Genomic DNA, 26,378 nt, shown 5'->3' with positions numbered 1-26,378 from the left:
CGCGATGAGACGTATCGAAAGTCGCACCACTGCCAAGCCTTCCCGCGGTCGTCGCCTGATCTTCACGGGCTCGCCGTCCACAGATCTGCAGCTCAGGGCTCGTCAATCGCCAGAACTTATGCACAGGGCAACGCTTTTACGGTCGGTGTCCGGTTCCGGGTGTGAGGTGCCGGGACGCAGATCGAAAGGGCACGGCCATGGCGCAGACGAAGTTCGACAAGCAGGTGGATGAGTCCGCCGATTCCCTCGCGCGCGGGATCGCCCGGGTGCTGGCCGGCCGAGACCTGGACGGGGTCCGCCGTACGGACGCGACGTTCTGGCGTGCGGGTACCCGGGTCCTGCCGAAGGTGGAGGGCAAGGTCCGCCGCCGCTCCTACAAGCCCGGGTGGCGCCGGTTGTCCTTCCGCCTCGCTCTCGGTGGCGGGGTCGCGGAGAGCGGCTACCTGACCACCCGGGACCTGGACGCCACCCGCGAGACCCTGACGGAGTTGTGGGAGAACCGGGAGGCGGCGCTCGCGACGCTGGAGCCCGGCGGGATCGCCGCCGCCTCCGTCCTCACGGTGGGCACCGCGACGTACATGGTCCTGACCCGTGAGCGCCGGGAGCTGATGCGCGAGTGGGTGGGCCCGCTGCACGACGCCCTGCATCAGCCGCTCGGGCTGGCGGAGCAGACCGACCCGCGCCGCTACCTCCACATCCCGAAGAACTTCACGGACGACGACGCGCAGATCCGTATCGATCTGCCCACCCGGCTCGGGTTCTCCCGCGACGTGGTGGCCGACCTCATCACGCAGAAACTCGCCCTCCAGGGCGTGACGTTCTCTTGGCACCCGGAGGGCCGCAAGCCGTACGTGCTGGTGAAGAAGACCCGCAAGCCCCCGCCCACGGCTCTCTTCAAGGACCCCAAGATGCGGGACCTGGTCGCCAAGGCCAAGGAGTCCGCACCGATCATCGGGTTCGGGGCCGCCGGGCGGATGATCGTCTCCGTCGACCTGGACGCCGAATCCCCGCACATCCTCGTCAACGCCAGTACGGGTGGCGGCAAGTCGGTGATCCTGCGGTGCATCGCCTGCCAGATGCTCCACCACGGCAGCCGGGTCTTCATCCTGGACACCAAGCGGATCTCCCACCTCTGGGCGCGCGGCCTGCCCGGCGTCACCTACTGCGCCGACGTCGCCGACATCCATGACCAGCTCATCGCCCTCGGCATCGAAGGGCGGCGCCGTACGCGGGTCGCCGACGAGCTCGGTATCGGCGCCGATCCGAAGGCCATCGGCCCACGGTTGTTGATCCTCCTCGAAGAGGTCAACGCGACGATGAAGCAGCTGGCCCGCTACTGGGAGAAGATCCGCGAGTCCGGCGACCCGAAGGTCTCCCCGGCCGTCGACGCGCTCAACGAGATCCTCTACATGGGCCGCCAGCTGCGCATGCACGTCCTCCTGGTCGCCCAGTCCGCCACCGCCCGCGCTCTGGGGGGTCCGGAGGTCCGCGAGCAGTTCTCCACCCGCATCCTCGCCCGCTACAGCGTGAACGCCTGGCGGATGCTCGCCCCCGAGGTCCACCCGGCGCCGAAGTCCACCAAGCACGCCGGCCGCGCCCAGGTCGTCACAGGCGGCAGCGCCACCGAGACGCAGGTGCTGTTCTTCACCGAGGCCGAAGCCCACGAGTGGGCCAGCACCGGCAAGACGACCGCGGCCGAACCGCAGCACCCGGGCCTCCCCGAACAGCCGGGCCCGCCCGTGCTCCACAAACCCGACCCACCCGCCGACTTCCCGCCCCCCCGACACCTGGAACAGCGACGCGTCCCTGCCGCCGGTCGCCCCCGCCCCGGCCCCGGCCGCCGAGCCCGTCACCGTCCCGGCGACGTCGCCGACGGATCCGGCACCTGATGACGACGACCAGGAGGTGGGACTGCGCCAGGCCGCCGAGCACCACCTGCCCGGCCTCACCCTGGCCGCCCTGCGCTTCGCCCGCGCCAACGACCCCACCTTCCCCACCTCGGCCGCCAAGCGCGGCACCGAACTCCTCTACAGCGTCCACGACCTCAAGAAGTGGGCCCGCAACCGGCCCCGCGCCCCCACCGGCACCACCGACCTCGACTGAACCCCGGAACCACGGCGGGTCAGAAATCTGACCCGCCCCTCGATCCGAACCTGTCCGCTTTCACCGACACGATCCCCCGGACCCGGAAGAACCCCCGGCTCTCCCCGGCACCACACAGAACAGGAACACCGCCCCATGAAGAAGACCGCGCTCCTCACGATGCTCAGCTTCGCCGACCCCGACCTGCGGGAGCAGATAGAGGCCATGCCCGAGGGAAACCGCCCTCATCGGCATCAGCACCACCGGACAGGCCATCGCCGTCGACCTGGACGGCGAATCCCCGCACGTCCTGGTCTGCACCGCCAGCGGCGGCGGCAGCACCACCATGCTGCGCTCCCTGACCGCCCAGTTCCTCCACCAGGGCGCCCACGCCCTGGTCCTGGACACCAAGCGGATCTCCCACCTGTGGGCGAAGGCACTGCCCACGGTCACCCACCGGGGCAACATCGCCGGCATCCACGACGCCCTCCTCGGCCTCGCCACCGAGCTGGAGCGCCGCCTCGACCTCGACGGTGACCTGGACACCGTGCCCCGCCTGATCGTCGCCATCGACGAAGCGAACACCACGCTGAGCCGCCTCGCCCGCTACTGGGAGACCTTCCGGCAGAAGGACGACCCGAAGACGTCACCGGCCATCGCCGCGCTCGAGGAAGCGCTCTGGGTCGGGCGCGCGGCCCGCGTCCACGTCATCTTCGACGGACGCCCCCAGGCCACCGTCCTCAGGGGCGCGGCCCGGGAGCTGTTCGCCACGGTGATCCTGGCGCGGTTCACGGCCGACACCTGGCAGGTCCTCGCCCCGGCCGCCGGCCCCGCCCCCAAGCAGCGCCACCCCCAGCAGGGCCACCTGCACGTCATCCAGCACGGCGAGGCCGAGGAGACGCAGGCGATCCGGATGACCGACGCCGACGTCGTCACCTGGCTCACCGACCCGGACGACCCCACCGCCTGACCGAACGGCCGACACACCGCGGGCCCCGGGGGACCGCCACGGCTCCCCCGGGGCCCGGTCGGGCTCGCACTGTTCAACAACCGCGGAGCTCCCCGCCGTCACGCGTTCCGCGACCGCCTGCGACACGGCCGGACCGGAGCAGGGGGAACGAACCGCCGAACCTGATGTACACCAGAACCATGGACACGACCCAGCACGTGTTCTGCGTGCGATGCGGCAGCGCAGACACCCGAGTTACCCGCCTTGACCCCACCAGCGCGGGAGGCACCTGCTCCCGCTGCGACAAGCCCTTCCACGCCACCCCGTGCCAGAACTGCGGAGGATTCCGCATCGACGGCTCCTTCGGCGTCTCCGGCACACGATTCGAGAACCTCCCCGAAACGGTGCGGTGCTGGGACTGCTCCCACCCCAACCCGCTGCGCGACCCCGGCCCGGAGGAGACGGCGGGCGCGGTGACCTGAGAGGAAGTAAGTCGGTTAGCCCGGCGTGACGATCTCGCACCTGCCCGCCGGGCCCACCGATGATGTTCCCTACGAGCCGTGGGACGGCGAGGACGAAGCCCTCGCCGCGGCCGCGGCCGCCGGCCGCCGCGCGGCGGAATGGATCCGCTCCCTGCCCCAGGCGCCGACTCCCGGCCCGGTCGGCTCCTGGCTTCTTGAGGATCTGCCCGAAGCGATCGAGGAGGCGACGGCAGCCTTGGACCCGCAGGACTGCGACCGCATGGAACCCGACGGCGTGATGGTCGACGGCGCGGGCGGCCTCGACGGGGAAACCCGCCGCAAGCTGGTATTCGTGCCGTGCGCGGTCCAGGACGCACGGTGGCTCACCCCGGACCAGCAGATTCGGCTGGTGGCGGTGGCCTCCCTGGTGTTGGGGGCGGTACGGCTGCTCGCGGAAGACCCGGGCACAGCCATCACGACGGGCGAGCTGACGCGGATGTGGGCCCTGCTGGATCACGCCATCGGATAAGCGTGGTGGCTGGCAGCGGTGCTGCGCGTCCCCAACCATGCCTGCCTCGTCCATGCCCTCTTTGGGAGGCGGAACTACGGGTTCTGCTGGGCCGTTTCGTGACGCTCTTTGCGGGATTCCGCCATGCGACGTCGCTGCGCGGGCTGGACATAGAGGAGAACCGTGGCTTCGGCGACCAGCTCTGCGATGTCGGCCAGTTCTTCGGCTGAGTAGGCGACGCCTTGGTGCACGCTGTCGTTGCCGACGACTCGTGTCTCGTCCATAGCCGTGATGATGTCACCAGGCAGGTTTTTCGCCGCGAGTTCCCGGATCTTTCCGTGCAGGGTGTTGTGGGTGGCGCCCTGGTCCTTGCACAGCTCCTCTACCGCTGACCGGTACCCGACGCCGGCGAGCCGGGCCGCACCGGCGTTCTCGGCCCGTGAGGCTTCTTCGTACGCGCTGCGGATCCGCTCCGGTACATCTGGGTGCAGCACGCGAGGAGCGGGGGAGGGCCACAGCACCAACCGTGTCAGTTCTTCGATGCGAGCTTCCCTGCCCCAGCCGGTCTGCTTGCACTCGATGACCTCCAGGATCGAGCGACCGCACAGCTGGCACACCCAGCATTCCTGCTGCGTCCATGAGGAGAGGGGGAAGACCGGCAGGGATCCCTCGTTGCCGAACTCGTCAAACGCGTAATCACGGCTCTCCGGAGCGATCATGCGCCGATCAACCATGTCCATCACGGTGCCAGTGGCGCATTCCGCGTAGGGGCATACGGCTCTGCGCTGCTCAAGTGAAGTCAGTTTCTCCTGCTCAGTCATCACAGCACTGTAGTGAGCGCGCATCTTGCGCACACCGGCTTTCGATGGCAGGCAGACCGAGACCGGCCCGTCAGCTTGACGAGTCGGTGTGGTCGTGGCGGCGTAGGAGCCGTTCGAAGAAGGCAGTGAGCATCTCGGGAGCCGCTGCATCGCATAGTTCCTGGCCGCCGATGCGGTAGACCTCGTAGCCCTGGAGCGTGAGCTCGCGGTCCTCGGCCACCATCGACGCGTAGCGCCCGGGGTCAGGGAGCCAGTCGGTGTCAGGCCGCTGCCCGGCGGCGCGGCCGGCAGGGCGGGCGTAGTGCTGGATGCCGTCGATCTCGATGACCGCGCGGGTGCGATGGTTCATCAGCAGCAAGAAATCCATGCGCTGGCGGGCAAGGCGTCTGGCCCCGCCCAGCTCGCTCATGCTGTAGGGGTCGTAGTGGAGATAGACCTGAGGGATAAGGGCGGGGAGGTCAAAGCCGAGCTTGACATAGGTGTCGAACACCAGGAGCTCAGCACCGTTGTCCCCGAGGGAGCGTCGCAGCCGGTCCCGCAGAGAGATCCGCGCCTGCGTCGGGTCGTCCGCGTGCTCAGGGTGCTGGCGAACCCACCAGGTGACCAAGTCCTGCCAGCTCAGCCCGCGGCCCTCCAGCGGCTGGTCGTACACCAGGCAGTACTGCTCGTTCTTGACGATGCGGATGGTGTTGCTGATGGAGTCCGGCAGGACGATCTGCGGCTTGGGGCCGTCGGCCGCGAAGATGAGGTTCTTCAGCTCTCCGGAGACGCCCTGCAGGCCCAGCTGAGCCAGTAACTGCTGCAGGTCGTCATCGCCGTACTCCTCGATCACGCGACGGGCTATCTCCATCAGATCCGGGAGCGACTTGTCCTCCAGCCGAGCCAGAACGTAGCCCCTCTTGCTGTTGAACGGATCCTCGTCCGCGCCCTGCGGGGCGAGCCCCAGGTACTCACAAACCGCAGCGAGTCGGTTGGCCTTGACGTAACCCCACAAGGCCTCCGCGATGGCATCCCGCAGTTTGAACACTGGCACTCCGGACGGCAAGTTCATCCCGCCATCATGCAGACCAAGCACACGCCACGGCAGCGCGTAGGTGAAAGCAACGACCGCGACGGGGCCGTCGCACACTACGATCCGAAGACGCGCTGCGGCCACCACCTTCTGCGAGCGCGGCGCATGGACTGTTCGCGTCAATGATTCCGGCTCGACTCACGGCCGATGTCTGGCGGCGCTCGGGCTCCCCGCAGCGCCCACGAACGCTGTCCCTATCCCGCGTATCTGGCGTCACGCGGCAGCCAACTCCGGCTACGGGAAGACCCGGACTGAGGGCGGACCGAAAATCCGTCCGCTTGTCGGACCTGGTTGGCACACTGGGCAGATGAACGAGGGATCACCCGCCCAGTGGCTGGCGGCGGCGCAGAAGATCGATGCCCGGATCGAGAAACTCCGACCCGAGGCCGATCGCCACGTGGTCGGGCAGCACGTGATCTCCCAAGTCCTGCTGAAGCGCTTCGCCGCTCCGTTCGGCAGCGATGGGCTCAAGCTCGTGCCCTTCAACCTTGACCACCCCGACCGTTTGCACAAGATGGCGAGTCCGCGCCAGTGCGGCAAGGTCCCGCACTTCGCACGCTTCGCCTCTGCCTCCCTGGAACAGCTATGGGGCAAGCTCGAGACACGGATACCCGACGCCGCGCGCGCGGTGGATCGAGGCGACGTCTTCCAGCATGAACAGCATGTGCAGACCCTGAAGGACCTGATCGCCCTGCACCTGGTCCGCTCGCTGAACTACCGCAAGGTCCATCAGCGCATCTTCACCAAGATCTACACCGAGCAGCGCACCGCTCTGCTTACCGACCAGTCCGACCTGCTGCGCCTCGCGGTACTGCAACGCAGCGGACTTCACCTTCCCGGACCGCAGGGCCTGGCTGCCGCGGCGGACGAGATCTTGAGCCCGCACCTGGCGAACTTTGAGAACGGTGCGGACTTCCGGGCGCGGATCGAGGACACCTTCGCCAAAGCGAAAGAGATGATCAGCGATGCAGGGTTGGAGATTCTGGTGCCCGCCGCCGGGGAGTTCCTCCTGGGTGACACCCCGGCCCTGGCTATTCAGCAGAGTGAAACCAGAACCGCCTTCAACGTAGCGATTGGCGACTCCACCTCCATCGTGTTGCCTTTCGGTCCCAGGCATCTCTTGGTCGGACGGACCCCCCGCTACGGACTGAGCATCGCCACCGAGGAGACGGTTGGCTTCCTCAACCGGCTTCAGATCGAGGCGGCGGAGCAGCGCGTCTACTTCCGGCCCCGCAGAGGCCTGGACACCATCGTCCGCAGTTACCTAAAGCAGGGCATCCGGAGTGCCAGGAGCTAAGCCTGCCAGCCGCTTCACCTTCTTCCCGTGCTTGGCCGGGAGAGGGGTAGCGCGATGGCCGGAGGAAGTCCGCCGGCTGTCACGGTTGCGGTGGCAGTGGCAGGTTCTTGGTCACCGCGGAAGTACTGAGGAGCTGAACGAGGAGCACGGCGATGTGGACGGCGGCCTGGGCGGCCTCCAGGGTGATGGGCGCGCTGGTCTGTCCTCCGGGGTGCCGGTCGCGGTGCCCTTGCCAGAGGAGTCTCATGAGGGAGAGAACCGTTTCGACCTTGGCTGGGACCGCCTTGTTGTCAAGGATCACCATCGAGTAGGCGGCCTCGTTGTCGTCCAGTTCTCGGATGACGGTGCCGAGGGTCGGCTGGGGTTTGGTGCTGGCGTACAGGGGGATCGCGACATCTTCCACTGCCCGCACCGCATCGACGTAGGCGCCACTTGCGTCGGGGTGCAGTGCGTACGCCTTGGCCCAGGAACTGCGTAGATACGAGCTGGCGTCGTCGCGGCCAGACGATTCGGCGTGTTGCATGGCCATGACGGCGGACTCGGCGACGGTGGCGTCGACAACCCGCTCCAGACCGGCGTGCGAGACGTCATCGGCCTCGCGCACTTGGTAGGCGGAGGCGGCATCGCCGAGCAGTGCGTCCAGTGTGTTGACCGGATCCACGAACTTCGCGTGCTTGGAGAATATTGCCGCCAAGGGCGAGGCTGCGTTCGGGTGCTTGACGAGGTACTCGTGGTGGGCGACCTCGCCGATATCGAGGTAGAGCAGACAGTCGACGACATCGAGAAGCAGGCCAGCCGACACCCTGGACAGATCACGTGCGCTCGACGGGAGGCGGCTGTTGTCGAAGACATGAGCATCGGCGGTCAACTTCAGCCTGGCTATGACGCGGTGGACAAGCGATTCCGTCACCACCGAATCCCGGATCCACGACCGCAGTCCCGGTTCCAGGTGCTCGGGAACTCCTTCATGGACTGTCCGGTCGACGGGTAGGCCGGCCTCGCGGGCGGAGAGCGGCTGCCACGGTGATGTCGTCATCCCTAGACCGTAGCGCCAGCTACCGACACCGAGCGGCTCGATCCTGCCCACGAGCAACGGCTTCGACGAGGAGACCCGCAGCACGCCGGCGGCCGTGCCGTGTGCGGTCCAGGGCGCGCTGTGGCTCATCCCGGACCAGCAGATCCGGCTCGTGGCGGTCGCCTCCCTGGTCACCGGGGCGGCACGGCTCCTCGCGGAAGACCCGGGCACGGCCATCACGACCGGTGAACTGTCTCGGATGTGGGCCCTGGTGGACCACGCCATCGCCTGAGCCGACGACCGCCGAGCCGTGCTGTTCACCAACAGCGCGGCTCCGACATCACGACGTCGTCGCCAGCTCCGGTACTTCGAGCACCTCGGCCACCTTGCGGGCCATCGCGGCCACCTGCGGCGGCAGGTAGCTGTCCAGCGAATCGACTTCGTCGCACAGCTTCGCCCGCAGCCCGTGCAGGCACGCCTCGGTGAACAGCTTCTGCGGTTCCTCCTCGGGACGCTGCGCCTGCTCGGCCTGCCGCACGGTCGTACCGCATCCGGTTCGTCGGCGCACGCATCGCCTCGTACGCGAGCGGCTCGCCCGTCAGGCCCGCCACGTGCCGCGTTCGCGAGAAGCTGCGCGTTGCCCTCAACCACCATGCGTGGGTGGACGTCCGTAGAGGCGAACGTGCTCGCTGCGTACGCTGCGAGCATGAGGGCGTTCTGGGGGAGTAGCTGCTGATGCTGAGAATCCCGTCTGTGCCCACCGCTCATCGGGATACGGCGACACACGACGAACGGTTGATCTGGGGCTGGGATCCTCCGTGACTGAGGCCGCGCATAACACCGTGGGCACCAAGGACACGCGTCTGATCGTGGTCCGTGGGAACAGCGCCTCGGGCAAGTCGTCCGTCGCGGCCAGCCTGCGTGAGAGTTTCGGCCGCAACCTCGCCATCGTGGGCCAGGACAACCTTCGCCGGATGGTGCTCCGTGAACGCGACCGGCCCGGCGGCGCCAACATCGGGCTGATCGACCTGACCGCCCGCTACGCCCTGGACAACGGCTTCCACGTAGTCGTCGAAGGCATCCTGTACGCCGACCGCTACGGCCCCATGCTGCAGGACCTGGTGCGCGCCCACCGCGGTGTCTCACGCTGCTACTACCTCGATGTGCCGTACGCGGAGACGGTGCTACGGCACGCGACGAAGCTGGACGCCGCGTACCTCCAGCAGGTCACCCCCGATCACCTCAGCGACTGGTACCGGGCCAAAGACCTGCTGCCCGGCGCCCTGGAGACCGTCATCGGGGCGGACAGCTCCCTGGAGGACACCGTCGCGCAGATCCTGTACGAGAGCGGGCTGGACGAGATCGCCCCGATTGACCGCTGAGCCCGCAACCCGCTGCTCGCCACCCGAACCGGTGACGGGGCTGGCCCGACCCAGTCTGTGCCGCGCGGCCGTGCACGACGGGTGTCGACCAGGAGCCCAGCGCGTCCGCCGGCTCTTGGCACTGTCACCCGTTGCTGTGGTTTCCCAGCGCGTGGCGTGCTGCGGAAAGGAACGTCCTACGGGTCTCGGTCAGGCGAGTGGACTGGCCCGTCATGTAGTCGAGGACGGTGACCCGGCCCTCGTGGACGGCATCGCGCAACAAGACAGCAGCCTCTTCGCGTGGCAGGTCGGTCCTCTCCAGGAACTGAACCGCGGTCTCGTACACATGCCGCACGGCGGCGTAGGCCTCACCGATGGATTCGAACGGGTGGCCACCTCGGGGTACGTAGTGGCCGAGCGCGCTGATCGTTCCCGGACGGACACCGGGCGGCGCTTCCACAGCCGTATAGGCGTCACGCATGCCGGCGAGACGGACCTGGAGGTCGAGCAGCGCGTTGACCGCATCGGTGACCGGTGTGCTCGACTGCTCCCGCCGCGTGACAGCGTTCCTCTCCTCCACCTGCCTGGCATAGAGGGCACGCCAGGTGCGGGCAGCGAAGCTGCTGCTCAGCGCCGCTTCGGCGATCTCATCGCAACAGGCCACCAGTTCCTGGGCGGCCCCCACCAGTTCCGCGTCGCCCTCCAGCTCCAGGACAGCCAGCGCCCGCTGGAGATCACGGTTGGCCGGTCGCAGACTGTCCGGTACGCCCGTGCTGTCCAGGACCTGGTCCAGGATCCCGACCAGTTCCCCGATGGCGAGGAGGAAGACCGAGCATGCTTCCCGGCGTACGCCGCGCAGCCACTGGTCGTGAGCCGAGTCCGACTGTGCTCGGACCGTGTCCAGCGCGGCTTGGTAGGCCGTTTCCGCCTGGCGGAGACCCGCCTGGTGCGTGGCACCGGCAGTCTGGAGGGCAGCACGGAGCTGCCAGCGCCCGATCAGTAGCGTGCACGGCACCCCCACGACAGCTACCGAGGTGGTGACGACCAGCGCGATCCCTTGTAAGTCCATCGCAGCTCATCGTGCCAATCCGCAGCAAGCAGGTCAGGGAAATCAGCACACAGGCCGGACCAGTTTCCTGTCGAAGGAGGCCAGCGGCAAGGGTACGGAGGTCTGCGGTACTCCATAACCATGAAGACACAGGAACTGTTCTGCATGCGACACCGCAGCAGGCCCGTTACCCGCGACCACCAGGCCGGTAGGGAAAGAGCCTGCCCTCGCTACGGTTAAAGGCTGTCCCGTAACTGCTGGCTCCGTTCAACGGTGTCCCGGTATGCGCCGATTGCTTGAGGTTTCGCTGAAGGCGGCAAGTCGGTCCGGAACCGGACAACCTGACACCTCAGTGGAGCTCCAACCAGGCCTGCGTTGAGTTACGGGACAGCCTTTAGAGTCGATAGCGACCTATTTTTGTTCTGCGGTAAATCAGGCGCCCGTCTTTCGGGGTCGTGGATACCGCTGAATAGCATCTGTGTCAAATTCTTCTAGGCCGATTACGCTGTTCGCGTACTGCAGGGATATGCTCAAATCCTCGATCTGCTTAAGTGGAGTGATGTCAATATTCTTAGATAAGAAATTGTAGCAATTGATGAGTACGCTTCTTAGGTTAGGAAAAATATACGGGATTAGGTGTATCTGTGTATCTGTATCGGTGACTGACAACTGAAGGCGTGTCACGTTGAGCATCGGGGTGGCCTGTGCCAGATCAAACTCGGAGATAAAAAGGTCGGTCAGTTTTGGCAGCGAGGAGATTTCTCGCCACTCCGCTGGGGTCGGTCCCGAGTTGATGACCAATTTTTCCAAAAGTTGCCACTTTGAGATGCCTTCTAGTGAGGCGTCGATCGTGCGGACTAGGCGTAGTTCGGTTAAGCCCGGTGGTGCGGGCATCTCCTCAAGCCTGTTCCAAGGCAATCGAGTGTAGAGAGACAGCTCGGAGAGTTCTGGAAGGAGAGCCAAAGCATCGAAAGAGACTGCATCCGGAAAGCGGAGGAGGCTCAAAGATGTCAGTGGTAGTCCTGCGAGGTCTTCAATGTGTGTGAGTTGGCTGCACTCGGACAGGGTGAGTTCTCTCAAGGCGGGTAGACGGTGCACAAATTGCAAATCAGCTAGCAAGCTGCCTGCGTCGATTCGGAGTCTCTGGGTGTGTTCGGGAGAGAGGTGTTCGATTATTTCTTCGTCGGCGAAAGCTTCTCCGAAGTTGACGTCGAGGATGGGTTTTAGCGCCTGCAAGGCGTTGCGCTGGTCATTGGTATTTACGACAAGGGTTAGGCGGTCCTTGACGGGGAGTAGGATCTCCCGCGCATAGGGAAGCGATTCGAAGTTGCCCCAGCCATTGACGAGTTCGTAGGGTACTGGTCCGGAACTCAGTGACTGGGTGAAGTTGCTGAGGAAGGCGTAGGCGTGATCGCCTCCGATGGTGGCGGCAGTCTGGATGACAGCGCCTACTTCGTCATACTCCAGGTCTTCAGGCCCCGGTAGCAGGTCCAGAATGCCCGGTCCGAGCGCCGCAAGACCTGTCGCTTCTTCCGGTGAGCGGGGCGGCATCAGAACACGCGCATGGTGTTCGACCAGTTTGCGGACGGCGGGTTCGATTTCTGTGGCGTACTGCAGGCTGGCAGCCGCCAGGAGGTGAAGTCTGCTCCTGTGCTCAGTCTCGGCGTCACCGCGTTCGATGAGTCGGCGGAGCAGATCAGCGCTTTCGGTGGGGCGGGCGTGGGCGACGGCCATGCGTACGACGTCTTCCCATTGGTCGTCATGGGCATTGTTGACGACTAGTGTCCTGAGTCGTTAATTCGTGTGCAGTATGCGGCGAGTGTGTCGAGGATGTCGTCGGCGGTCTTCGTCCAGACGAACGGCTTGGGGTTCTTGTTCCACTCGTTGATCCAGCGGCGGATGTCGCGTTCGAGTTCGATGACGCTGCGGTGGGCCGAGCGGCGGAGTTTGCGGGAGGTCAGCTCGGCGAACCAGCGTTCGACGAGGTTGAGCCAGGACGCCGAGGTGGGGGTGAAGTGCAGGTGGAAGCGGGGATGCCGCAGCAGCCACTTCTTGACCGGTTCGGTCTTGTGGGTGGCGTAGTTGTCCAGGACCAGGTGAAGTTCGAGGTCCTTGGGGACGGCGGCGTCGATGACCTTCAGGAAGCGGAGGAACTCCTGGTGGCGGTGGCGGCGGTAGTGCTGGGCGATGACTGATCCGGAGGCGATGTCGAGGGCGGCGAACAGGCTGGTCGTGCCGTGCCGGACGTAGTCGTGGGTCATCTTCGCCGGCGTGGCCGGTGCCATCGGCAGGACGGGCTGGGTTCGGTCCAGGGCCTGGATCTGCGACTTCTCGTCCACCGCCAGGACCAGCGCGTTCTCCGGCGGCGACAGGTAAATGCCCACCACGTCACGGACCTTGGTCACGAACTGCGGATCGGTCGACAGCTTCCACGTCTCCACGATGTGGGGCTTGAGGCCGAAGGCCCGCCAGATCCGCGAGACGGCCGACTGCGACATGCCCTGCGCCTGGGCCATCGAACGTGTCGACCAGTGCGAATCGCCTGTTGGTGGGCTCTGGCCGAGCGTCCTGGCGACCATGGCTTCGACCTGCTCGTCCGTGATCTTCCGCGGTGCACCCGAACGCGGCCGGTCCACCAGGCCCTCCAGCCGGTCCGCGACGAACCGGGACCGCCACTTACGCACCGTCTCCCGCGAGACACCCAGGTCGTCCGCGACCTGGGCGTTCGACCGGTCCTCCGCGCACGCCAGCACGATCCTCGACCGCAGAACCAGTGCCTGCGACGCAGTCTGCTTGCGCAACCAGCCCCGCAGGACCCTGCGTTCGTGATCGGACAGCTCCAGCGGCAACGGCTTCGGACCAGGCATCGCCACACTCTACAACCGCACGCGAACTAACGACTCAGGACACTAGAGGGAAATCGTGGGCTTCGATGGCGGCTTTGGCCCCGAGGTAGTCCTGGAAGGTGCGGTGGACGAAGTCGATGGTGTCCGCCGTGGGCTGGCGCAGGAGCCCGCTGCGGCCGACCAGGTGTGTTAGAACCTGGTCGCGGGTGCCCTGTTCGGCCACGGCCTGCATGGCTGGCAGCGCGTCGCCGATCAGGGCCAGCGCAGTGGCTCGTTCCATCTCGGTCTGGCGGTTGCGGATGAGCCAGTAAGCCAGACGCTGCAGTAGCTGGACGCTCTGGTGTTCGGTGAGCTGGATGCCTTCCGGGTCATCGATGCTGCGCTCGAGGTCGCGGCGCACGAGCAGCATAGACAGCGCTGCCTCGTACAACTCCATGCGGCTGTGAGGCAGATGACCGCGGCGGTCCCTGTGCAGCGCGCAAATCAAGGCACACATCAAGGGTGTGCTGGACAGCTGCGCCAGATCGCGCTGCGCACGCACGGTGACCTGGAGCGCTGTCTCGAGATCATGTAGCTGTGCCCGCTCGGTCTCGGTCGTAGAACTGTGCTGGGCTGCGGTATGCCACCGGTGAACGAAGACTCCGGTGTCGGCCGCACTCATGGGCCGCACTGACAGTTCGGTGAAGTGCGACGAGGCCAGCCAGCCTTCCGGGACAGCGGACGGACGTGTGGTGACCACGACGCGTGCGTCCTTGTAGGCCGCAAGAAGCTGCTCGAGCCAGTCCCGCGTGGCGCCGCGGTGCTCTTGAGGAACCTCGTCGATGCCATCGACCAGGACGAGTGCCTCCCCCCTGTCGAGCACAGCATCGGCCCAGCCCTCAGGCTGTGATGCGGCCAAGGGGGTGCCGACCGCAGACAGGAAATCGTGCGGCTCAGGAAGCGGGCCACGCCTCACCAGCGTCCGCAGTGGCAGGACGAAAGGTACGCGCCCCCGCCAGTCCGCCAGTTCCTCCGGCAGCTCATTGCGTGCCGTCGCGACAGCCAGCCACTGCAGCAGTGTTGTCTTTCCGCTGCCCGCGAGTCCTCGCAGAAGAACTCGGCGGCAGTTGGCCAACGCGTGCTCCGCACGCTTCACGACGACGGACGGCCGGTTGGCTTCCTCATTGCCCGCAAGCCAGTCTTCCGGCCGCTCCGCCAGTTCCAAGCTCAAGGTAAGCCGCGTCCAGTGGCCAACGCGCACGTTCCGGCCGACTCAGATCCAGCCCCACGACCGTCAGCTGGGAATGCCGCTCCGCCACGTAACGGAGGTACCGCTCCTCGAACGAAGGCTGTGCCTTCAGCCGCGTTGCCCTAACCAGCTGCGGATAGTTCCTGCGTGCCTGCGGCACGGGGGAGGCGGCGTTACGTAAGGCCAGCAGAGGCTCCACATCTGCACCCAACGCCTTGGCCAGGGCCACCAGCGTGGCCTCGGAAGGCAACGCCTGACCATTCAGTGCCTGGCTGACCGTTGTCCGCCCCAGCCCGGTCCTCTGCTGCAACCCACCCATCTGCAAACCACGCTGCACCCTGAGGGTACGCAGCCGAGACGCGAGCTCCGCCAACGGATCCTCGTCCACGTCCCCCATGTCCCGCTTCTCCGTCCTGCAGGGCGACCGCCTTCGTTCATCTTTGTTCACCCCGAACCCCGGCGAACACCGAAACCGAGAAATTCCTCGGTGTCACCTCGTCAAGCGTCCCGGGAAGAAGCCATGAACACCTCATCCAGCACCACCTGATGCTCCTGGTCCTGTTGCTCGCAGTCGTTGCGATCTTCTGCACCCTTGTAGGAGCAGCGGCCGGCAAGCTTGCCCGCATCGAGGGAGCCACCTACGCCGGCGCCCTGCTACGGGGTGCCCTGGCTTTCGCAGGCAGCGCCACCCTCTCCCTGGCACTGCTGACCTTCCTCCTCGCAGCACTATGAAGACGGATGCAGTGCTGCACTGCGACAAGATGCACACACACGGCGCCGGGCACGACGGCGGACTCGGTCGCGAGGGACGGGGAGGCCCATAGCCAGTTTCCCCGGCGTTACCTGTTGCAGGTGCTGTTCCTGAGGTTGGCGAAGAGCAGTGCACCGTGGTAGATGATCTTGAACTCGTCGAGAAGGGCCTGCTCCGCCTTACTCGCGTGCGGCGTCGGCCGCCAAGCCACGACCAGCGTGTCCGAATCGGCCAGTTGCCAGATGTAGCGGCCGCCCCAGTGCCCGGCTCGCTGACCGGTTCCGTGCCGGCGATACGCGGTCAGCCGCTGGCGCAACCCGTTGCGGCCTCCAGCCTTGCCCACATAGACGACCGTCGCCCCGTCCACCCAGGCATCGGCGAGCTTGCAGGGGGCCACGGACGGGTTGCGACCCTTCCAGATGTCCGGCCGAGCTGGAGGAGAGGAACGCCGGGGGAGCGACGGCCATGCGGATCACTACATAGACCCCGTGCCCGGCGGGCACATCGCTGACGGGCAGGTCACGGAAAGGCACGAAGCCACGAAAGCCGCGGGCGGCCAAAGCCTGACGGCTCAGCTCCGGCGCATGAGGTTCATGCTGCGCATCGTGCCAGGCGGACGGGCGGCGCTCCTGGAACGGCTGCAGACAGGCGCACAGCACGATGCCTGGCTCCGTCTCCGCCGCTTTCACCCGGTCCTGCGCCAGGGCCGCGATGCTCCGCTCCAAGGTCCCTCTGGGCTGGCGCAGTGAGTGACAAGGACACGTACACCAGCTACGTACGGCCTCCCCGGATGCACCTGCGGATGCCATGAGGTGCCGGACGATCCCAACGAATACTACGCCGATCCGCGTGCATATGACGACCCGTCCTTCGTCCCGGCGTTCATCTGCGGCTGCTGCGCTCATGAGGTCCTTCCGCGACGACCCCGTCGGACAACGCGAATAGCTGTGCTCGGGCGCGACGGCTTCCGGTGTCTTGCCTGCGGTTCCGAGGACGATCTCAGCATCGATCACATACAGCACCAATCGGCAGGCGGCCGACACGGTATGGAGAACCTGCGCACGCTCTGCCGCTCGTGCAACAGCCGCCGCGGGACTGGCCACCTCCCAGGAATCGACGGAGAGACGGGGCATGAGCCGGCGAAATTCCGCCTCCAAGGTCAGTGGTCCGCCATATCGTCTGAACATGTCGTCGTACCGCAGAGACCTGGTCAGCCGCGCTACCCGAAACCAGTTCCGGTCGCTGGCGACCGACATGACAGTGCGCCTCGTGGCCGAGCTTGGCAGAACCACAATTTCGCCCTCGTTCCCGAGGACGAACTGAACTACGACGACACCAGCGTGCGCCGCATCCACCTTCGAGACGTACGCCGCTGCAGTCGACTGGACGGACTACGCCCAGGTCCATCGCCGTCCTCTTCTCGTGCTTGGAGGACTTCCCATCCGCTGCTACGCGACAGAGCGGCTGGGAGAGTAGCTGGCTGGAAGTCGCGCTCGAACTGGAGCAGCGACAGCTGAGCGTCGACGGACGTGGACGGATCTTCATGGCTCACGCCGATCGGTCTCCACGGGGCACCTGGAGGAGCTGACCGACCCGTCGGGCATCCTCGCGGGGCTTGAACAGGTCGGCCGCACCATCGCAGACGATCCAGCCGCCGCGATCGGAGCGCGGACCAGCTGATCGAGGCAACCGCGAAGACCGTGCTCCAAGGGCGGAGATTGCCTTCGATGAGTACACCGAAGGGTGCCTTCCTCGTCGGCGAGGCCGAGCGCAAGGCCCTCCATCTTGGCGCCTCGTCCATGCAGCTCCCGGCCCAGATGGCACCGACGCGGTCAAGAAGATCCTCGGTCGGCGTGGCCTCGGTTGCCGTCGGTGCAGCGGAACTCAGCAACCGCGGACAGGGCACTGGGCACGGCCGGGCAGGTGCGCCCCTCCAACCTTGGAATCGTCACGCCCAACGGCGCGGCCAATGCGACCATCTACCATGGTGCCCCAATAAAGCTCCGCGCCCTGGGACAAGGCCTCGCAGCGCTTTGGAGGAGTACGCGGTTCCAGCCCAGCAGTAGACGCCGCTCTAAGCTCTCGCGGCCCTCCTTCCTCCGGCGGCCAGGCGTTCGCGGCGCTTTGCGTGTGTACCGTTCGCGGGCCGGCCCAAGCCGACCATGTCCAGCTCCCGTTCCGGGTCCTTCGTGGGGATCTTGGTGACTTTCAAGCCGGCGGCTCTGACGCAGGTGTGCTGACCGGTGTCACGGGTCAGCGGGTGTACCTCCCGGTTCAGCAACGCCTGAATGTGCACAGCCCGGTCGATGATTTCGTCGTCCGAAATCAGGTACCGTACCGGCCAAGGCGAGTCGAGGACGGTCCCACAGTGCAGTCCTCCTGGACGTTCGAGGCCCGCTCAATGCGGGCACGTCGCCGCTCCGCGCGAGTTGTAAGGCGATGGGCCGTTCCGTGGCCAGTCATGAAGTTTGGGCGCTGTGTTTGGCCGACGCCAGCGGCCATGTTGCTTTTCCGTCGCCCAGAATCCATCGAGTTCGTCCACGGCGGTGCAATTGAAAATTCGCCGGACGCTGGTGTCGGGACGCGGGTCGAGGATGAAATCCAGGTCGGTACCCTCGAGCTTTTCTGGGTTATGGCTGACGAAGCTGGAATCGCCATCCCCGCAGAACCTCCTGGCCGAACTCGGTGGCGGTTTCGATCGTCGAAGGCCTCCACGGCGGCGCCGAGATCGGCGACGCGCTCAGCGAGCTCGAGGTGCTGTGAGAACGAGGACTGGGGCGCTCCCCGTCGCTCCAGCAAGGGTGCCCCCCATGCCGAAGGGCCACCTCGCCAGCGCCAGGTCTGGGTCAGTTGGCTGATGTCAAAGTCGCTTATCTGGTGCCGCAGTCTGTCCGAAGCGGCCTTCGCCCCCCCCCGGTGGGTCAGGGGCCAGGTGGTCGGTGCTGATGTCCTGCGCACCGAGGACATCCTCGGCTGCGAGGTAGGCGCTGCTGAGCGCGTCGCGGATGTTCTGGGAGTGAGCGCCGAACCTCGAGGTGATGAGCATGCTCACGATCCATCAGCAGGCCGGTTGAGTTCTGCAGACTTCCCTAGGCCCCCGGCCGACGATCGAGGAAACCGTTCGGCCGCTCAGGGCGCGAAGTTCGCCCTGTGCTGGTGGAGGTGGTCTTCTGCCCATTCGCCTGGCCATTCCTCGGCTCCGGGAGTCGAGGCAGGCAGCCGACCACTCCACCCCGAAGCCCGAAGTCGACCATGGCCCAGAAAAGTGCAACGCGCCCTGTCGCCAGCCGGACAAGGCCGCCAAGCCTCGCTCCTCGAAGTGGAGTATCGAGCGCGGTCAGCTCGAGCAGCACGGCTGATTCGGCGACGAGACCTGGAGATAAAAAAACCGAACGAGCAAGACCCCCTGGGGTGCAGAGTGAACCTACCACTCTGCGCGCGACATCATTTGCCGGTCAAGGGCCTGTGGGGTGCTGCTTCAGGCAGTCTGAGGCAACTTTTTGAGCATGATTACTTTCGTCCAGCACCCGCTGGCGCTCGGTGCCTGCTGCCCCACTGGAAAAAAAAAAAAAAAAAAAAAAAAAAAAAAAAAAAAAAAAAAAAAAAAAAAAAAAAAAAAAAAAAAAAAAAAAAAAAAAAAAAAAAAAAAAAAAAAAGGGGGGGGGGGGGGGGGGGGGGGGGGGGGGGGGGGGGGGGGGGGGGGGGTGCCGTTTTGGCGAAATGTGATCGCCGATCCATCGACACGGATGTTCTCAAATTTTCTTACCTCCGGTGTGTGCCAGTGCCGCACAAAAAACTGCGAGCATGCGCCAGGTCTTGGAGGACGCTGTTGTCGGCTGGCCTGCCCTGGTTGGCACGCCCCGCGACCGCGGCCCGCCGCTGCCTTGTGCCCCACCACCCTCGCCGCTTTTGACGCAGCACCGGGGCTCCGCTCCTGGCGAGACCGTGCTGAAAAAAACCACCGAGTTCATTGACCCTCGTGCTAAGTCTTCGCCGGCCTCCCTCTGGACCGCGCACCGTACGAAGCGCTCATCACCGCCGTCTCGCGTGGAAGAACCGAGACCTCCCATGCGACTACGAACAGATCGTGCTCCAGCAGCCAGGCCCCGCCAGCGCTCCCACCGCCGACGTCCGACGCCACACCGCCGCCCTGCTTGAAAACGGCGCCCCGGCCCCCTCGGCGAAATCGTCCTCCGCGAAGCCGACGGCCGCCTCTCCGCACCGATCGAAGAAACGGCCCGCTGTACCCAGAACCGCGCCCGCGAAGTATTGGCGCTCCACCCCCGGCGGGCCGCTTTCCTGGTAGCAAATCTTGGCCGCCGCGGCAAGCAACAAGCCCGATGGGTCAGGCGCCCCCTGAGAACGATTGCGTCCGCGCCCGGAGACTCAAAGCAGCTACGCCTCGTCTTCTTCTTCGTCGGGGCGATCGAGGGTCTGGTCCAGCGCACGCAGCAAGGCGTGGGCGAGGAGGATTGCCGTCAGAACGAAAATCAGACGGTAGGCGTCGGGCGAAGCCTGGTGTGCCCGGAGGTGGCGGTTGAAGGTGTCCTGGGTGGCACAGGGCCTGAAGGGGTATTCGCCACCCTGCCGGCCTGAGCAGGCGGGAGTGCCTGAACTGCCGCAGGGTAGGTGCGCCCCAATCGTCCGCGTCGCCCGGGCACTGCCGATGGTGCCGTGGTGTCCGGCCTTCAGGCGGAAAAATCACCCAGGGAAGAACGCAGGGTCTTGGCGACGCGGCGCTTCGCTGTCGCGGTCTCGAGCACGTTGCCGCCCGAGCAAGGAAAAACTCATCGAAGCAGGCCCGCGCGGTGCGTGTCGACGCCGGGATGCAGGCCGGCGCCGAAACCGTTTACTTCGGGATGGGTGACGCTCTGGAGGCTGGCGTCGACGTCGTCGAAAACGTCGTCGCGGCGTTCGCCGAGGGTCGCCCAACGCTCTTGGCGCTCGCGGAAGACTTCAGGGCTTTGACGATCTCGGCCCGGGAATTGCCCATGCCTGGGACAGCCCGTCGTCCTCACCCATCTCCAGAATCGTGAAGAGGTCATCAGCTCCCAGGCTGAGCAGGTCGCGGGCAGGAAGAAAATCACTGTCGCCGCCAGTTGGTCATGTAGCGTGCGGGGAAGCGACACGCCAAGTACGACGTCGTTGCTGCGGCAGTGCCGATCGTAGATGTCCCTCAGATCGCTCTGCAGTGCCGGTATGGGCTCGGCGATCTCGCCCATTAATGGCGCTGGGCGTTCGGTGCGGCCTGGTAGGCCATGTTGAAAAATCCCATACACTTTCGATGTTCCGGCGGCTGGACTGCATCTGTCGGATGTGGCGGCGAGCGGGCTCCAGCATCTTGTCTTGCCAGGCCGAGATCTGCCTGATCGACTCCATGAAGCCGGACAGGTCGTAGTTGGCGCCACGGCCCTGACCAGCCTCGCCCCTTGGCCGTTTCTTCATCGCCGTGCTGCATCCAGGGCATCCTCGCGGATCCGGCGCACCTGATCCTGATCATCCCCCGACGATTTACGCCCTCGCCTGTACAGCAGCATGCTCCAAGCGGGGTAAAACCTTCGCGGCAGGAATCGCGCCCGCCCCCTGCCGGGTATCTGCATGTTGCTGGACCACTCAACCTGGTACTTCCAGGCTGCCACGGAACCAGCAACGGAAACGCCCAAGGTCCCAGGGGCTCTTAGCGCACCAGTGCGATGCCGCCGCTTCCAGACCTCGGCGTCGCACTTGAGCGCGTGTAGCCTCCGCAGAACGCGATACCGCTGGCACCGGGGGCGAAGTCGGCGCTGGTGGGTGACACCTGCGCCCTGCCGTTCGTTGATCCCGCATGCCTGTACTGCCATCCCCTGAGGAGATCCACGCCGCCCGCACAGAAAAGCCCGCACAGAAAAGGGTGCCTGGACGCGTGCCACGCTCGCCGAATGGGGCATCCCCTGGCCTCCAGTGAAGGGCTGGAAGGAAAAGCTGATCACGCGCTGGGAGGCCGCCCAGCGGGGCCACACGCCCCCGACGCCGCCTCCGTCGGCGCCGCCCCCGGACACGCTCGACTTCGGCTGACCACACAGCAGCGGGGCCGAACCGGATCACCCTGCTCGGCCCCGCTGCTCGTTCCCGGCTGCTCACCTGCTGAGGTGGACCTGCGGGCCCCACACAACTCGAGGTCGTCCAGCAGGGTGACAAGTGGCGCGGTGTCGGAGCTGAGCTAGGGGCGAACCATTAACTCCATCCCGTCAACGGAGCTGGCACTTACAGCTTCCCGCTGCCCCACGGACTCGCGCGCGACAGCATGCTGAGGTTCCGCGGCGGGGACGGCCTCATCGAAATGCTCCAGACCGTCATGCAGCCGGCAGGGGCACGCCCTCCTCAGCATGCCCGCTTGAGTGAACGCGGATCGGGTGTCGGAGTGCTCCGGCATGATGATTCAGACAGAGCGGTCGAAGATGGCGAGGCGCGTGCTCATGAGATTGAAACTGGCCCGTGAATGGGTCGTTGGCGAGCCCATCGGGGAGCGAGGCGGCTTCGGCGCCGTCTACGCAGCGCAGGATGTCAACGGCTTGCCCGCCGCAGTGAAGATGGTCCCGAAGCGGCCTGGCGCAGAACGGGAAATGCTGTTCACCGAACTCGATGGCGTACGCAACATCGTGCCGATCCTTGACAACGGTGAGCACGAAGACCACTGGGTACTCGTCATGCCCCGGGCGGAGAAGTCCCTGCGGGCACACCTGCAGCAGCACGGGCCTCTCGCCCTGGCCGAGGCCGTGCGCGTGCTTACGGACATCGCCGAGACCCTGACCGACCTTGACGGCCAGGTCGTCCACCGCGACCTCAAGCCTGAGAACGTCCTGCTTCTCAACGGCCGCTGGTGCCTGGCCGACTTCGGCATCGCCCGCTACGCCGAAGCGACCACTGCCCAGCAGACCTATAAGTTCGCCGGCACCCTTGCCTACATGGCCCCGGAGCGCTGGAAGAACCTACGGGCCACGAGCGCCAGCGACATCTACGCCTTGGGCGTCCTCGCCTACGAGCTCCTGGAGGGCATCACGCCCTTCACCGGGCCGTACGAGCACGACTACCAGGACCAGCACCTCCACGGCACTCCACCGCCGCTCACCACCGCACCCGCCCTGCTGGCTGCGCTGATCACCGAATGCCTTTTCCGCGCTCCCCAGGGCCGCCCCGCGGCTGGCAACGTACTAGAGCGACTGAGCCGCATCCCCACTGCATCTCTGGCAGGCGGGCTGGCCGCACTGGCAGAGGCGAACCGGGCCGAAGCCGCACGCCGCTCCGAAGCCGACCGCCAGGCGTCAGCAGAAGCCACCGAAGCCGAGCGGCGCCGGGACCTCCTGGACGCCGCCCGCACATCACTCAGCCTAATCTCCGACCAGCTCCTGACAATGATCACGAACATCGTCTCCACGGCCGAGGTGCGCAGGGCCCCGGCAGGCTGGACGCTCCGCGTGGCCGAAGCCGATCTGACCTTCAGCAGCGCCCAGGAGACCAACCCCAGTGCCTGGCACGGTAAATCGATGGCGCCGTTCGACGTGATCGCCCACGCGACCATCAGACTCACGATCCCGCAAAACCGGCTGGGCTATGGGGGGCGGAGCCACTCCCTCTGGTACGCGGACGCCCAGGCGGCCGAGCGTTACCAGTGGTTCGAGACGGCCTTCATGCACATGCCGCTGCGCAACGTGACGTCGAAGATCGACCCGTTCTCCCTCAATCCCAACCATGAGGCTCGCGCGGCGGTCGGCCCGAGCATGGCCATGCACCAGGTGGCCTGGCCCTTCACGCCCCTCTCGGTCGGGGATCTGGACGAGTTCATCGACCGGTGGACCAGTTGGCTCGCCAAGGCGGCCAGCGGGGAGCTGGGACACCCCCGCCGTATGCCTGAGCGGGAGCCGCAAGGGTCGTGGAGGAAGTGACGAGCTGAGTACCCAGGAGCCCGCCCCACTCGCTGAGGGCGGGCTCCTGAGGTTCTCGTGGCTAGGCAGCCCAGTCGAGTCCGAGGTCGGCCAGCGCGGCGAGCTTGTCGGCGGTCAGCTTGGCCCGGCGGCTCTTGCTGTTGCTGAGGAACACTCCGAGCTTGACCTCCGACCCATCCGGCAACGTCTCTACGTGGGCCCTGGGGACCTTCACAGAGCCTTCCCGGGCCTTGTACTGCTCCAGGGCCGCTACGCCCTTCTCGAAGGCGCTCATGGCCGCCTTGGGGGCCTTAGTGGGCTTCGTCTGCTCCGGGGGCAGCGGCACGATGCCGACCGCTTCCAGGAGGTCGCGCTGCCCGTCTATCAGTCCCTCCCAGACCGTGTGCTGACGCTGCTTCGCCAGCCACTTGCCCACGTCCATGCCGTGGACGGTGAAGCCGGGCAAGACCTCGGAGCGGTCGTCCTCGTCCGTCAGCAGCTCCCGCAGCGCGGCGTAGTGCCGCTGCCACTCCGGCGGCCACGCGGGATTCCAGTGCGTGTCCACGGCCTCCAGCGCGGTCTTCCACTCAGGGTGGCCCTCCAGCGCACCGGGGCGCCGCAGATTGCTCAGCCACTGCCCTACCGGCCTGTCCAGAGCAGCGGCGGACCTCGGAGCGCAGAGGGTCCAATGGTCCGCGTAGTACGCCTTGGCGGCCTCAAGGTTCTCCTGGAACCGCTCATCGGCCGGGTTCCAGACCATGCCCAGCTTCTCCAGCCGCTGCGCGCGCCTGCCGGTCATCTGCCCCGCCCCGTAGGCCCTTCGCTGTTCTGCGACAAAGGTCCCCAGGGGAAACGCGCCCTCTTTGTACCCATAGGGAACTCGGGCGTGAAGCTCACGCTCCGTGAACGTCTTGAGCGCCGACCAGCCGCGCGCCCAGTCCTGGCGCTCGGTGTCGATGACGTTGAAGGAAATCCAGTCCGCGACCATCACCGGGTCACGCGGAGCCGCAAAACGCAGCAAGAGACGGGATTCGTCCTCACCTTCCTCGGGCGGCGAACCGATGTACTCGGACGGCTGCACGACGTCCTTCTGAGGCTCCTGCGGAATCGCAAGCAATTCGATTGCCTCTTCGTCGTGAGCGCGCAGACCCTCCAATACCTTCACCAAAGGCCGATACGATCCGGAGGTGAACATGTCTTCCGGCTCCTCTCCGGGCTGGAGGAATACCGGCACGATCAAAGAGGCGACTTTCCCTTGTCCGGGCTTTTGACGCAGCGCCCGGCCGATCGCCTGGACGATGTCGTGCGGAGCGCCCTTGGGGTCCAGGAAGGCCACCGAGTCCACAGCCCGGATGTCGACGCCCTCACCCAGCACCCGGCAGTTGCACAGGACAGCCCGCAGCGCCGTGGACCCGAACTCGCCCAGAACCCCCCGCCGACGCTCGGGGACGTGCTCACCGCACAGCCAGTCCGCCCAGATGCGCGCCGGGTACTTCTCGGGCCGGTCAGCGTGCAGCCGCTTGGCGACACGCTCCAGGCCCTCCGCGAACGCCTGCGCCTCTATCGTCCGATGGTGGAAGGTGATGCACGTCTGGAGGTGGTGCTCCGCCATCGTGTGCAGCAACGCCGCCTGCAGCGCCCCCAGGCGCTCACCGCGCACCCTCTCGCTGTGCCGCTCCTCGCTCATCAGCCGCTCCGGGGTGACGACCGGGTCCTGGAGCTCCAGGACGATGATCTGGTACCGCGCAAGCAGCTTCCGCGACACGGCCGATGCCAGCGAGAGCTTGTAGAGGACCGGCCCGAAGACCTTCTCGTCGTCCATGGAGGCCGCCATCTCGCGCGGCAGCGGGTCACGCACCCCCTCCGCGACCTCACGGTTCGGCCGCTCCTCCCAGATCCGCGGCGTGGCCGTCAGATACAGCCGCCGGTAGGAGGGGATGACGTCCTGGTCGTGGACGTCGGCCCAGGCCTTGCCCATCGAGCCACTTGTCCTGTGGGCCTCATCGACCACCGTCAGGTCCATCGGGGCCAGCTGCTGCCCGTAGGCACCCTCGAACGCCTTCGCCAGGACACCCAGGGACGCGTAGGTGGCGTAGACGGTCACAGGCCCCGTGCTGTGCCACAGCGCCAGCTGCACGGGGTTCGTGGTGGAGCGCACCTTGAGGTTCCACAGCTCCGGGTCATCGGTGAGGCTGCACACCGCAACCGCCGGCCCCGTGTGCCCAGCCTCATGCCATTCACGGACCGTCTGAGTCAGAAGGTCCAGCGTCGGCACCAGGACCAGAATGCGCCCCTTGGGCACAATCCGCTTTGCCGACACCGCGGCAATGGTGGTCTTTCCCGTCCCGCACGCGGCATGCACCTGTCCGCGCAGGCCATTGACAGGAATGCCATCCAGTGGAACATCGAGACCGCGCACAATGTTCGCAACAGCCTCGATCTGGTGAGGAAACAGTTTCCTAGCCATTCCCGTGGTCTCCTTTTCGCGGAATGCCGCGCGCAATAAGAATGGAAGGTCCCGGGCGCAATGGTTGGTCCGGGGTTGTGGTGTGTAGACCCAAACACTACACAGGCGTGGTCCGTGATGCATCACCCGCACGCCAACTTTCACCCCCAGGGTGATACATGACCGAATCTCGACCCGATGCGGCCGGTTGTCCTGTATGCTGATGGGGCATTGATGAGCGTCACCGGGCGGGTCTGAGAGTGAGGGAGGGGTCAGGGTGGAGCGCAGCGAAACCCGTCACTGCAGCAAGGCCGGCACCCGTACAACCCGACGGCCCGTCACATCCGTTGCAGGGGTGGTGGCCAGGAACCCCAAGCCCTACACAGGCCCGAGCGTGATGCACCTCCCCTTGCTGCCAGCCCAGGCGACCGCGCTTGCGCGGATGCCCGCAATGAGCGCTTGCGCGAATTGCATTCCCTCCCGGAATTCCGTTCACGGAATTCCATTCCCGCGTTTACGCGGGAATATGAATTGCGCTTGCGCAATTCATTCACTATGACCCGGCTTGCCGGGTCATATCCCGCTCCGCGGG

General features: G+C 66.0%; 22 protein-coding genes. 10 read left to right on the top strand and 12 right to left on the bottom strand.

Going from position 1 to position 26,378, the window contains the following annotated elements:
* Nucleotides 1-197 precede the first annotated feature (197 nt).
* From PZB75_RS00115 to PZB75_RS00095, 5 genes are all read left to right on the top strand, one after another.
* Nucleotides 198-1,889: a pRL2-11 gene (locus tag PZB75_RS00115; protein WP_275533204.1), complete on the top strand. Its 1,692-nt coding sequence runs from the start codon at nt 198-200 to the stop codon at nt 1,887-1,889.
* A 16-nt stretch (nt 1,890-1,905) separates the two neighbouring features.
* The gene (locus tag PZB75_RS00110) at nt 1,906-2,103 is read left to right on the top strand and encodes a hypothetical protein (RefSeq protein WP_275533203.1); all 198 of its coding nucleotides are present in this window, start codon (nt 1,906-1,908) and stop codon (nt 2,101-2,103) included.
* Between the two features lie 325 nt (nt 2,104-2,428).
* The gene (locus PZB75_RS00105) at nt 2,429-3,052 is read left to right on the top strand and encodes a hypothetical protein (protein WP_275533202.1); all 624 of its coding nucleotides are present in this window, start codon (nt 2,429-2,431) and stop codon (nt 3,050-3,052) included.
* A 179-nt stretch (nt 3,053-3,231) separates the two neighbouring features.
* The gene (locus tag PZB75_RS00100) at nt 3,232-3,513 is read left to right on the top strand and encodes a hypothetical protein (RefSeq protein WP_275533201.1); all 282 of its coding nucleotides are present in this window, start codon (nt 3,232-3,234) and stop codon (nt 3,511-3,513) included.
* 25 nt (nt 3,514-3,538) lie between these two features.
* Entirely contained in the window at nt 3,539-4,021 is a 483-nt protein-coding gene (locus PZB75_RS00095) for a hypothetical protein (protein WP_275533200.1), read from the top strand.
* A gap of 74 nt (nt 4,022-4,095) precedes the next feature.
* Here the strand turns inward: PZB75_RS00095 and PZB75_RS00090 are convergent, their stop codons facing one another.
* Nucleotides 4,096-4,821 carry a DUF4145 domain-containing protein gene (locus PZB75_RS00090; protein ID WP_275533199.1) on the bottom strand — a complete coding sequence of 242 codons (726 nt, stop codon included), beginning with the start codon at nt 4,819-4,821 and terminating at the stop codon, nt 4,096-4,098.
* Between the two features lie 70 nt (nt 4,822-4,891).
* Nucleotides 4,892-5,872, bottom strand: coding sequence for a hypothetical protein (locus PZB75_RS00085; RefSeq protein ID WP_275533198.1), 981 nt, complete (start codon nt 5,870-5,872; stop codon nt 4,892-4,894).
* Nucleotides 5,873-6,200: 328 nt separating this feature from the next.
* Here PZB75_RS00085 and PZB75_RS00080 point away from each other — a divergent pair, with 328 nt between their 5' ends.
* Complete coding sequence (locus PZB75_RS00080) at nt 6,201-7,190, top strand: DUF4238 domain-containing protein (RefSeq protein WP_275533197.1); 990 nt, start codon at nt 6,201-6,203, stop codon at nt 7,188-7,190.
* Between the two features lie 79 nt (nt 7,191-7,269).
* Here the strand turns inward: PZB75_RS00080 and PZB75_RS00075 are convergent, their stop codons facing one another.
* Nucleotides 7,270-8,226, bottom strand: a complete 957-nt coding sequence (locus tag PZB75_RS00075) for a hypothetical protein (protein ID WP_275533196.1) — start codon at nt 8,224-8,226, stop codon at nt 7,270-7,272.
* A gap of 94 nt (nt 8,227-8,320) precedes the next feature.
* Here PZB75_RS00075 and PZB75_RS00070 point away from each other — a divergent pair, with 94 nt between their 5' ends.
* On the top strand, nt 8,321-8,497 hold the full coding sequence (locus PZB75_RS00070) for a hypothetical protein (RefSeq protein WP_275533195.1): 177 nt from the start codon (nt 8,321-8,323) through the stop codon (nt 8,495-8,497).
* 48 nt (nt 8,498-8,545) lie between these two features.
* On the opposite strand, the gene PZB75_RS00065 is transcribed toward PZB75_RS00070, so the two are convergent.
* A complete protein-coding gene (locus PZB75_RS00065; protein WP_275533194.1) occupies nt 8,546-8,773 on the bottom strand; it encodes a hypothetical protein in 228 nt (75 codons plus the stop codon).
* Nucleotides 8,774-9,023: 250 nt separating this feature from the next.
* On the opposite strand from PZB75_RS00065, the gene PZB75_RS00060 reads away from it, so the two are divergent.
* On the top strand, nt 9,024-9,587 hold the full coding sequence (locus PZB75_RS00060; RefSeq protein ID WP_275533193.1) for an AAA family ATPase: 564 nt from the start codon (nt 9,024-9,026) through the stop codon (nt 9,585-9,587).
* 124 nt (nt 9,588-9,711) lie between these two features.
* Here the strand turns inward: PZB75_RS00060 and PZB75_RS00055 are convergent, their stop codons facing one another.
* The 5 genes from PZB75_RS00055 to PZB75_RS00035 all read right to left on the bottom strand — a co-directional run bounded on the left by PZB75_RS00055 (nt 9,712) and on the right by PZB75_RS00035 (nt 15,085).
* The gene (locus PZB75_RS00055; protein WP_275533192.1) at nt 9,712-10,635 is read right to left on the bottom strand and encodes a hypothetical protein; all 924 of its coding nucleotides are present in this window, start codon (nt 10,633-10,635) and stop codon (nt 9,712-9,714) included.
* A gap of 411 nt (nt 10,636-11,046) precedes the next feature.
* Nucleotides 11,047-12,348, bottom strand: coding sequence for a hypothetical protein (locus PZB75_RS00050; protein ID WP_275533191.1), 1,302 nt, complete (start codon nt 12,346-12,348; stop codon nt 11,047-11,049).
* 44 nt (nt 12,349-12,392) lie between these two features.
* The gene (locus tag PZB75_RS00045; RefSeq protein ID WP_275533190.1) at nt 12,393-13,481 is read right to left on the bottom strand and encodes an IS630 family transposase; all 1,089 of its coding nucleotides are present in this window, start codon (nt 13,479-13,481) and stop codon (nt 12,393-12,395) included.
* 34 nt (nt 13,482-13,515) lie between these two features.
* Nucleotides 13,516-14,664, bottom strand: a complete 1,149-nt coding sequence (locus PZB75_RS00040) for an NACHT domain-containing protein (RefSeq protein WP_275533189.1) — start codon at nt 14,662-14,664, stop codon at nt 13,516-13,518.
* Entirely contained in the window at nt 14,621-15,085 is a 465-nt protein-coding gene (locus tag PZB75_RS00035) for a helix-turn-helix transcriptional regulator (RefSeq protein WP_275533188.1), read from the bottom strand. Before PZB75_RS00035 ends, PZB75_RS00040 begins: the two co-directional genes overlap by 44 nt.
* A gap of 164 nt (nt 15,086-15,249) precedes the next feature.
* Here PZB75_RS00035 and PZB75_RS00030 point away from each other — a divergent pair, with 164 nt between their 5' ends.
* Nucleotides 15,250-15,420: a hypothetical protein gene (locus PZB75_RS00030; protein ID WP_275533187.1), complete on the top strand. Its 171-nt coding sequence runs from the start codon at nt 15,250-15,252 to the stop codon at nt 15,418-15,420.
* Nucleotides 15,421-15,527: 107 nt separating this feature from the next.
* Here the strand turns inward: PZB75_RS00030 and PZB75_RS00025 are convergent, their stop codons facing one another.
* Both PZB75_RS00025 and PZB75_RS00015 read right to left on the bottom strand, forming a co-directional pair.
* Nucleotides 15,528-15,836: a hypothetical protein gene (locus PZB75_RS00025; RefSeq protein WP_275533186.1), complete on the bottom strand. Its 309-nt coding sequence runs from the start codon at nt 15,834-15,836 to the stop codon at nt 15,528-15,530.
* A gap of 4,390 nt (nt 15,837-20,226) precedes the next feature.
* A complete protein-coding gene (locus PZB75_RS00015; protein ID WP_275533185.1) occupies nt 20,227-20,661 on the bottom strand; it encodes a hypothetical protein in 435 nt (144 codons plus the stop codon).
* Between the two features lie 1,233 nt (nt 20,662-21,894).
* Here PZB75_RS00015 and PZB75_RS00010 point away from each other — a divergent pair.
* Nucleotides 21,895-23,361, top strand: a complete 1,467-nt coding sequence (locus tag PZB75_RS00010; protein ID WP_275533184.1) for a serine/threonine-protein kinase — start codon at nt 21,895-21,897, stop codon at nt 23,359-23,361.
* 61 nt (nt 23,362-23,422) lie between these two features.
* Here the strand turns inward: PZB75_RS00010 and PZB75_RS00005 are convergent, their stop codons facing one another.
* Nucleotides 23,423-25,807 (bottom strand): DEAD/DEAH box helicase, encoded by a 2,385-nt coding sequence (locus PZB75_RS00005; RefSeq protein WP_275533183.1) that lies wholly within the window; start codon nt 25,805-25,807, stop codon nt 23,423-23,425.
* Between the last annotated feature and the right edge of the window lie 571 nt (nt 25,808-26,378).

The sequence above is a fragment of the Streptomyces sp. AM 4-1-1 genome, assembly GCF_029167625.1.
GTDB lineage: Bacteria > Actinomycetota > Actinomycetes > Streptomycetales > Streptomycetaceae > Streptomyces.
This window is presented reverse-complemented; position numbering and strand designations above follow the sequence as displayed.

What these genes read in the sequence shown, in the direction of transcription:
- PZB75_RS00115 (WP_275533204.1), top strand. Translation starts at nt 198, where the DNA reads ATGGCGCAGACGAAGTTCGACAAGCAGGTGGATGAGTCCGCCGATTCC.
- PZB75_RS00105 (WP_275533202.1), top strand. Translation starts at nt 2,429, where the DNA reads ATGCTGCGCTCCCTGACCGCCCAGTTCCTCCACCAGGGCGCCCACGCC.
- PZB75_RS00100 (WP_275533201.1), top strand. Translation starts at nt 3,232, where the DNA reads ATGGACACGACCCAGCACGTGTTCTGCGTGCGATGCGGCAGCGCAGAC.
- PZB75_RS00090 (WP_275533199.1), bottom strand. Translation starts at nt 4,821, where the DNA reads ATGACTGAGCAGGAGAAACTGACTTCACTTGAGCAGCGCAGAGCCGTA.
- PZB75_RS00085 (WP_275533198.1), bottom strand. Translation starts at nt 5,872, where the DNA reads ATGAACTTGCCGTCCGGAGTGCCAGTGTTCAAACTGCGGGATGCCATC.
- PZB75_RS00080 (WP_275533197.1), top strand. Translation starts at nt 6,201, where the DNA reads ATGAACGAGGGATCACCCGCCCAGTGGCTGGCGGCGGCGCAGAAGATC.
- PZB75_RS00075 (WP_275533196.1), bottom strand. Translation starts at nt 8,226, where the DNA reads ATGACGACATCACCGTGGCAGCCGCTCTCCGCCCGCGAGGCCGGCCTA.
- PZB75_RS00055 (WP_275533192.1), bottom strand. Translation starts at nt 10,635, where the DNA reads ATGGACTTACAAGGGATCGCGCTGGTCGTCACCACCTCGGTAGCTGTC.
- PZB75_RS00050 (WP_275533191.1), bottom strand. Translation starts at nt 12,348, where the DNA reads ATGGCCGTCGCCCACGCCCGCCCCACCGAAAGCGCTGATCTGCTCCGC.
- PZB75_RS00045 (WP_275533190.1), bottom strand. Translation starts at nt 13,481, where the DNA reads ATGCCTGGTCCGAAGCCGTTGCCGCTGGAGCTGTCCGATCACGAACGC.
- PZB75_RS00035 (WP_275533188.1), bottom strand. Translation starts at nt 15,085, where the DNA reads ATGGGGGACGTGGACGAGGATCCGTTGGCGGAGCTCGCGTCTCGGCTG.
- PZB75_RS00015 (WP_275533185.1), bottom strand. Translation starts at nt 20,661, where the DNA reads ATGGGCGAGATCGCCGAGCCCATACCGGCACTGCAGAGCGATCTGAGG.
- PZB75_RS00010 (WP_275533184.1), top strand. Translation starts at nt 21,895, where the DNA reads ATGAGATTGAAACTGGCCCGTGAATGGGTCGTTGGCGAGCCCATCGGG.
- PZB75_RS00005 (WP_275533183.1), bottom strand. Translation starts at nt 25,807, where the DNA reads ATGGCTAGGAAACTGTTTCCTCACCAGATCGAGGCTGTTGCGAACATT.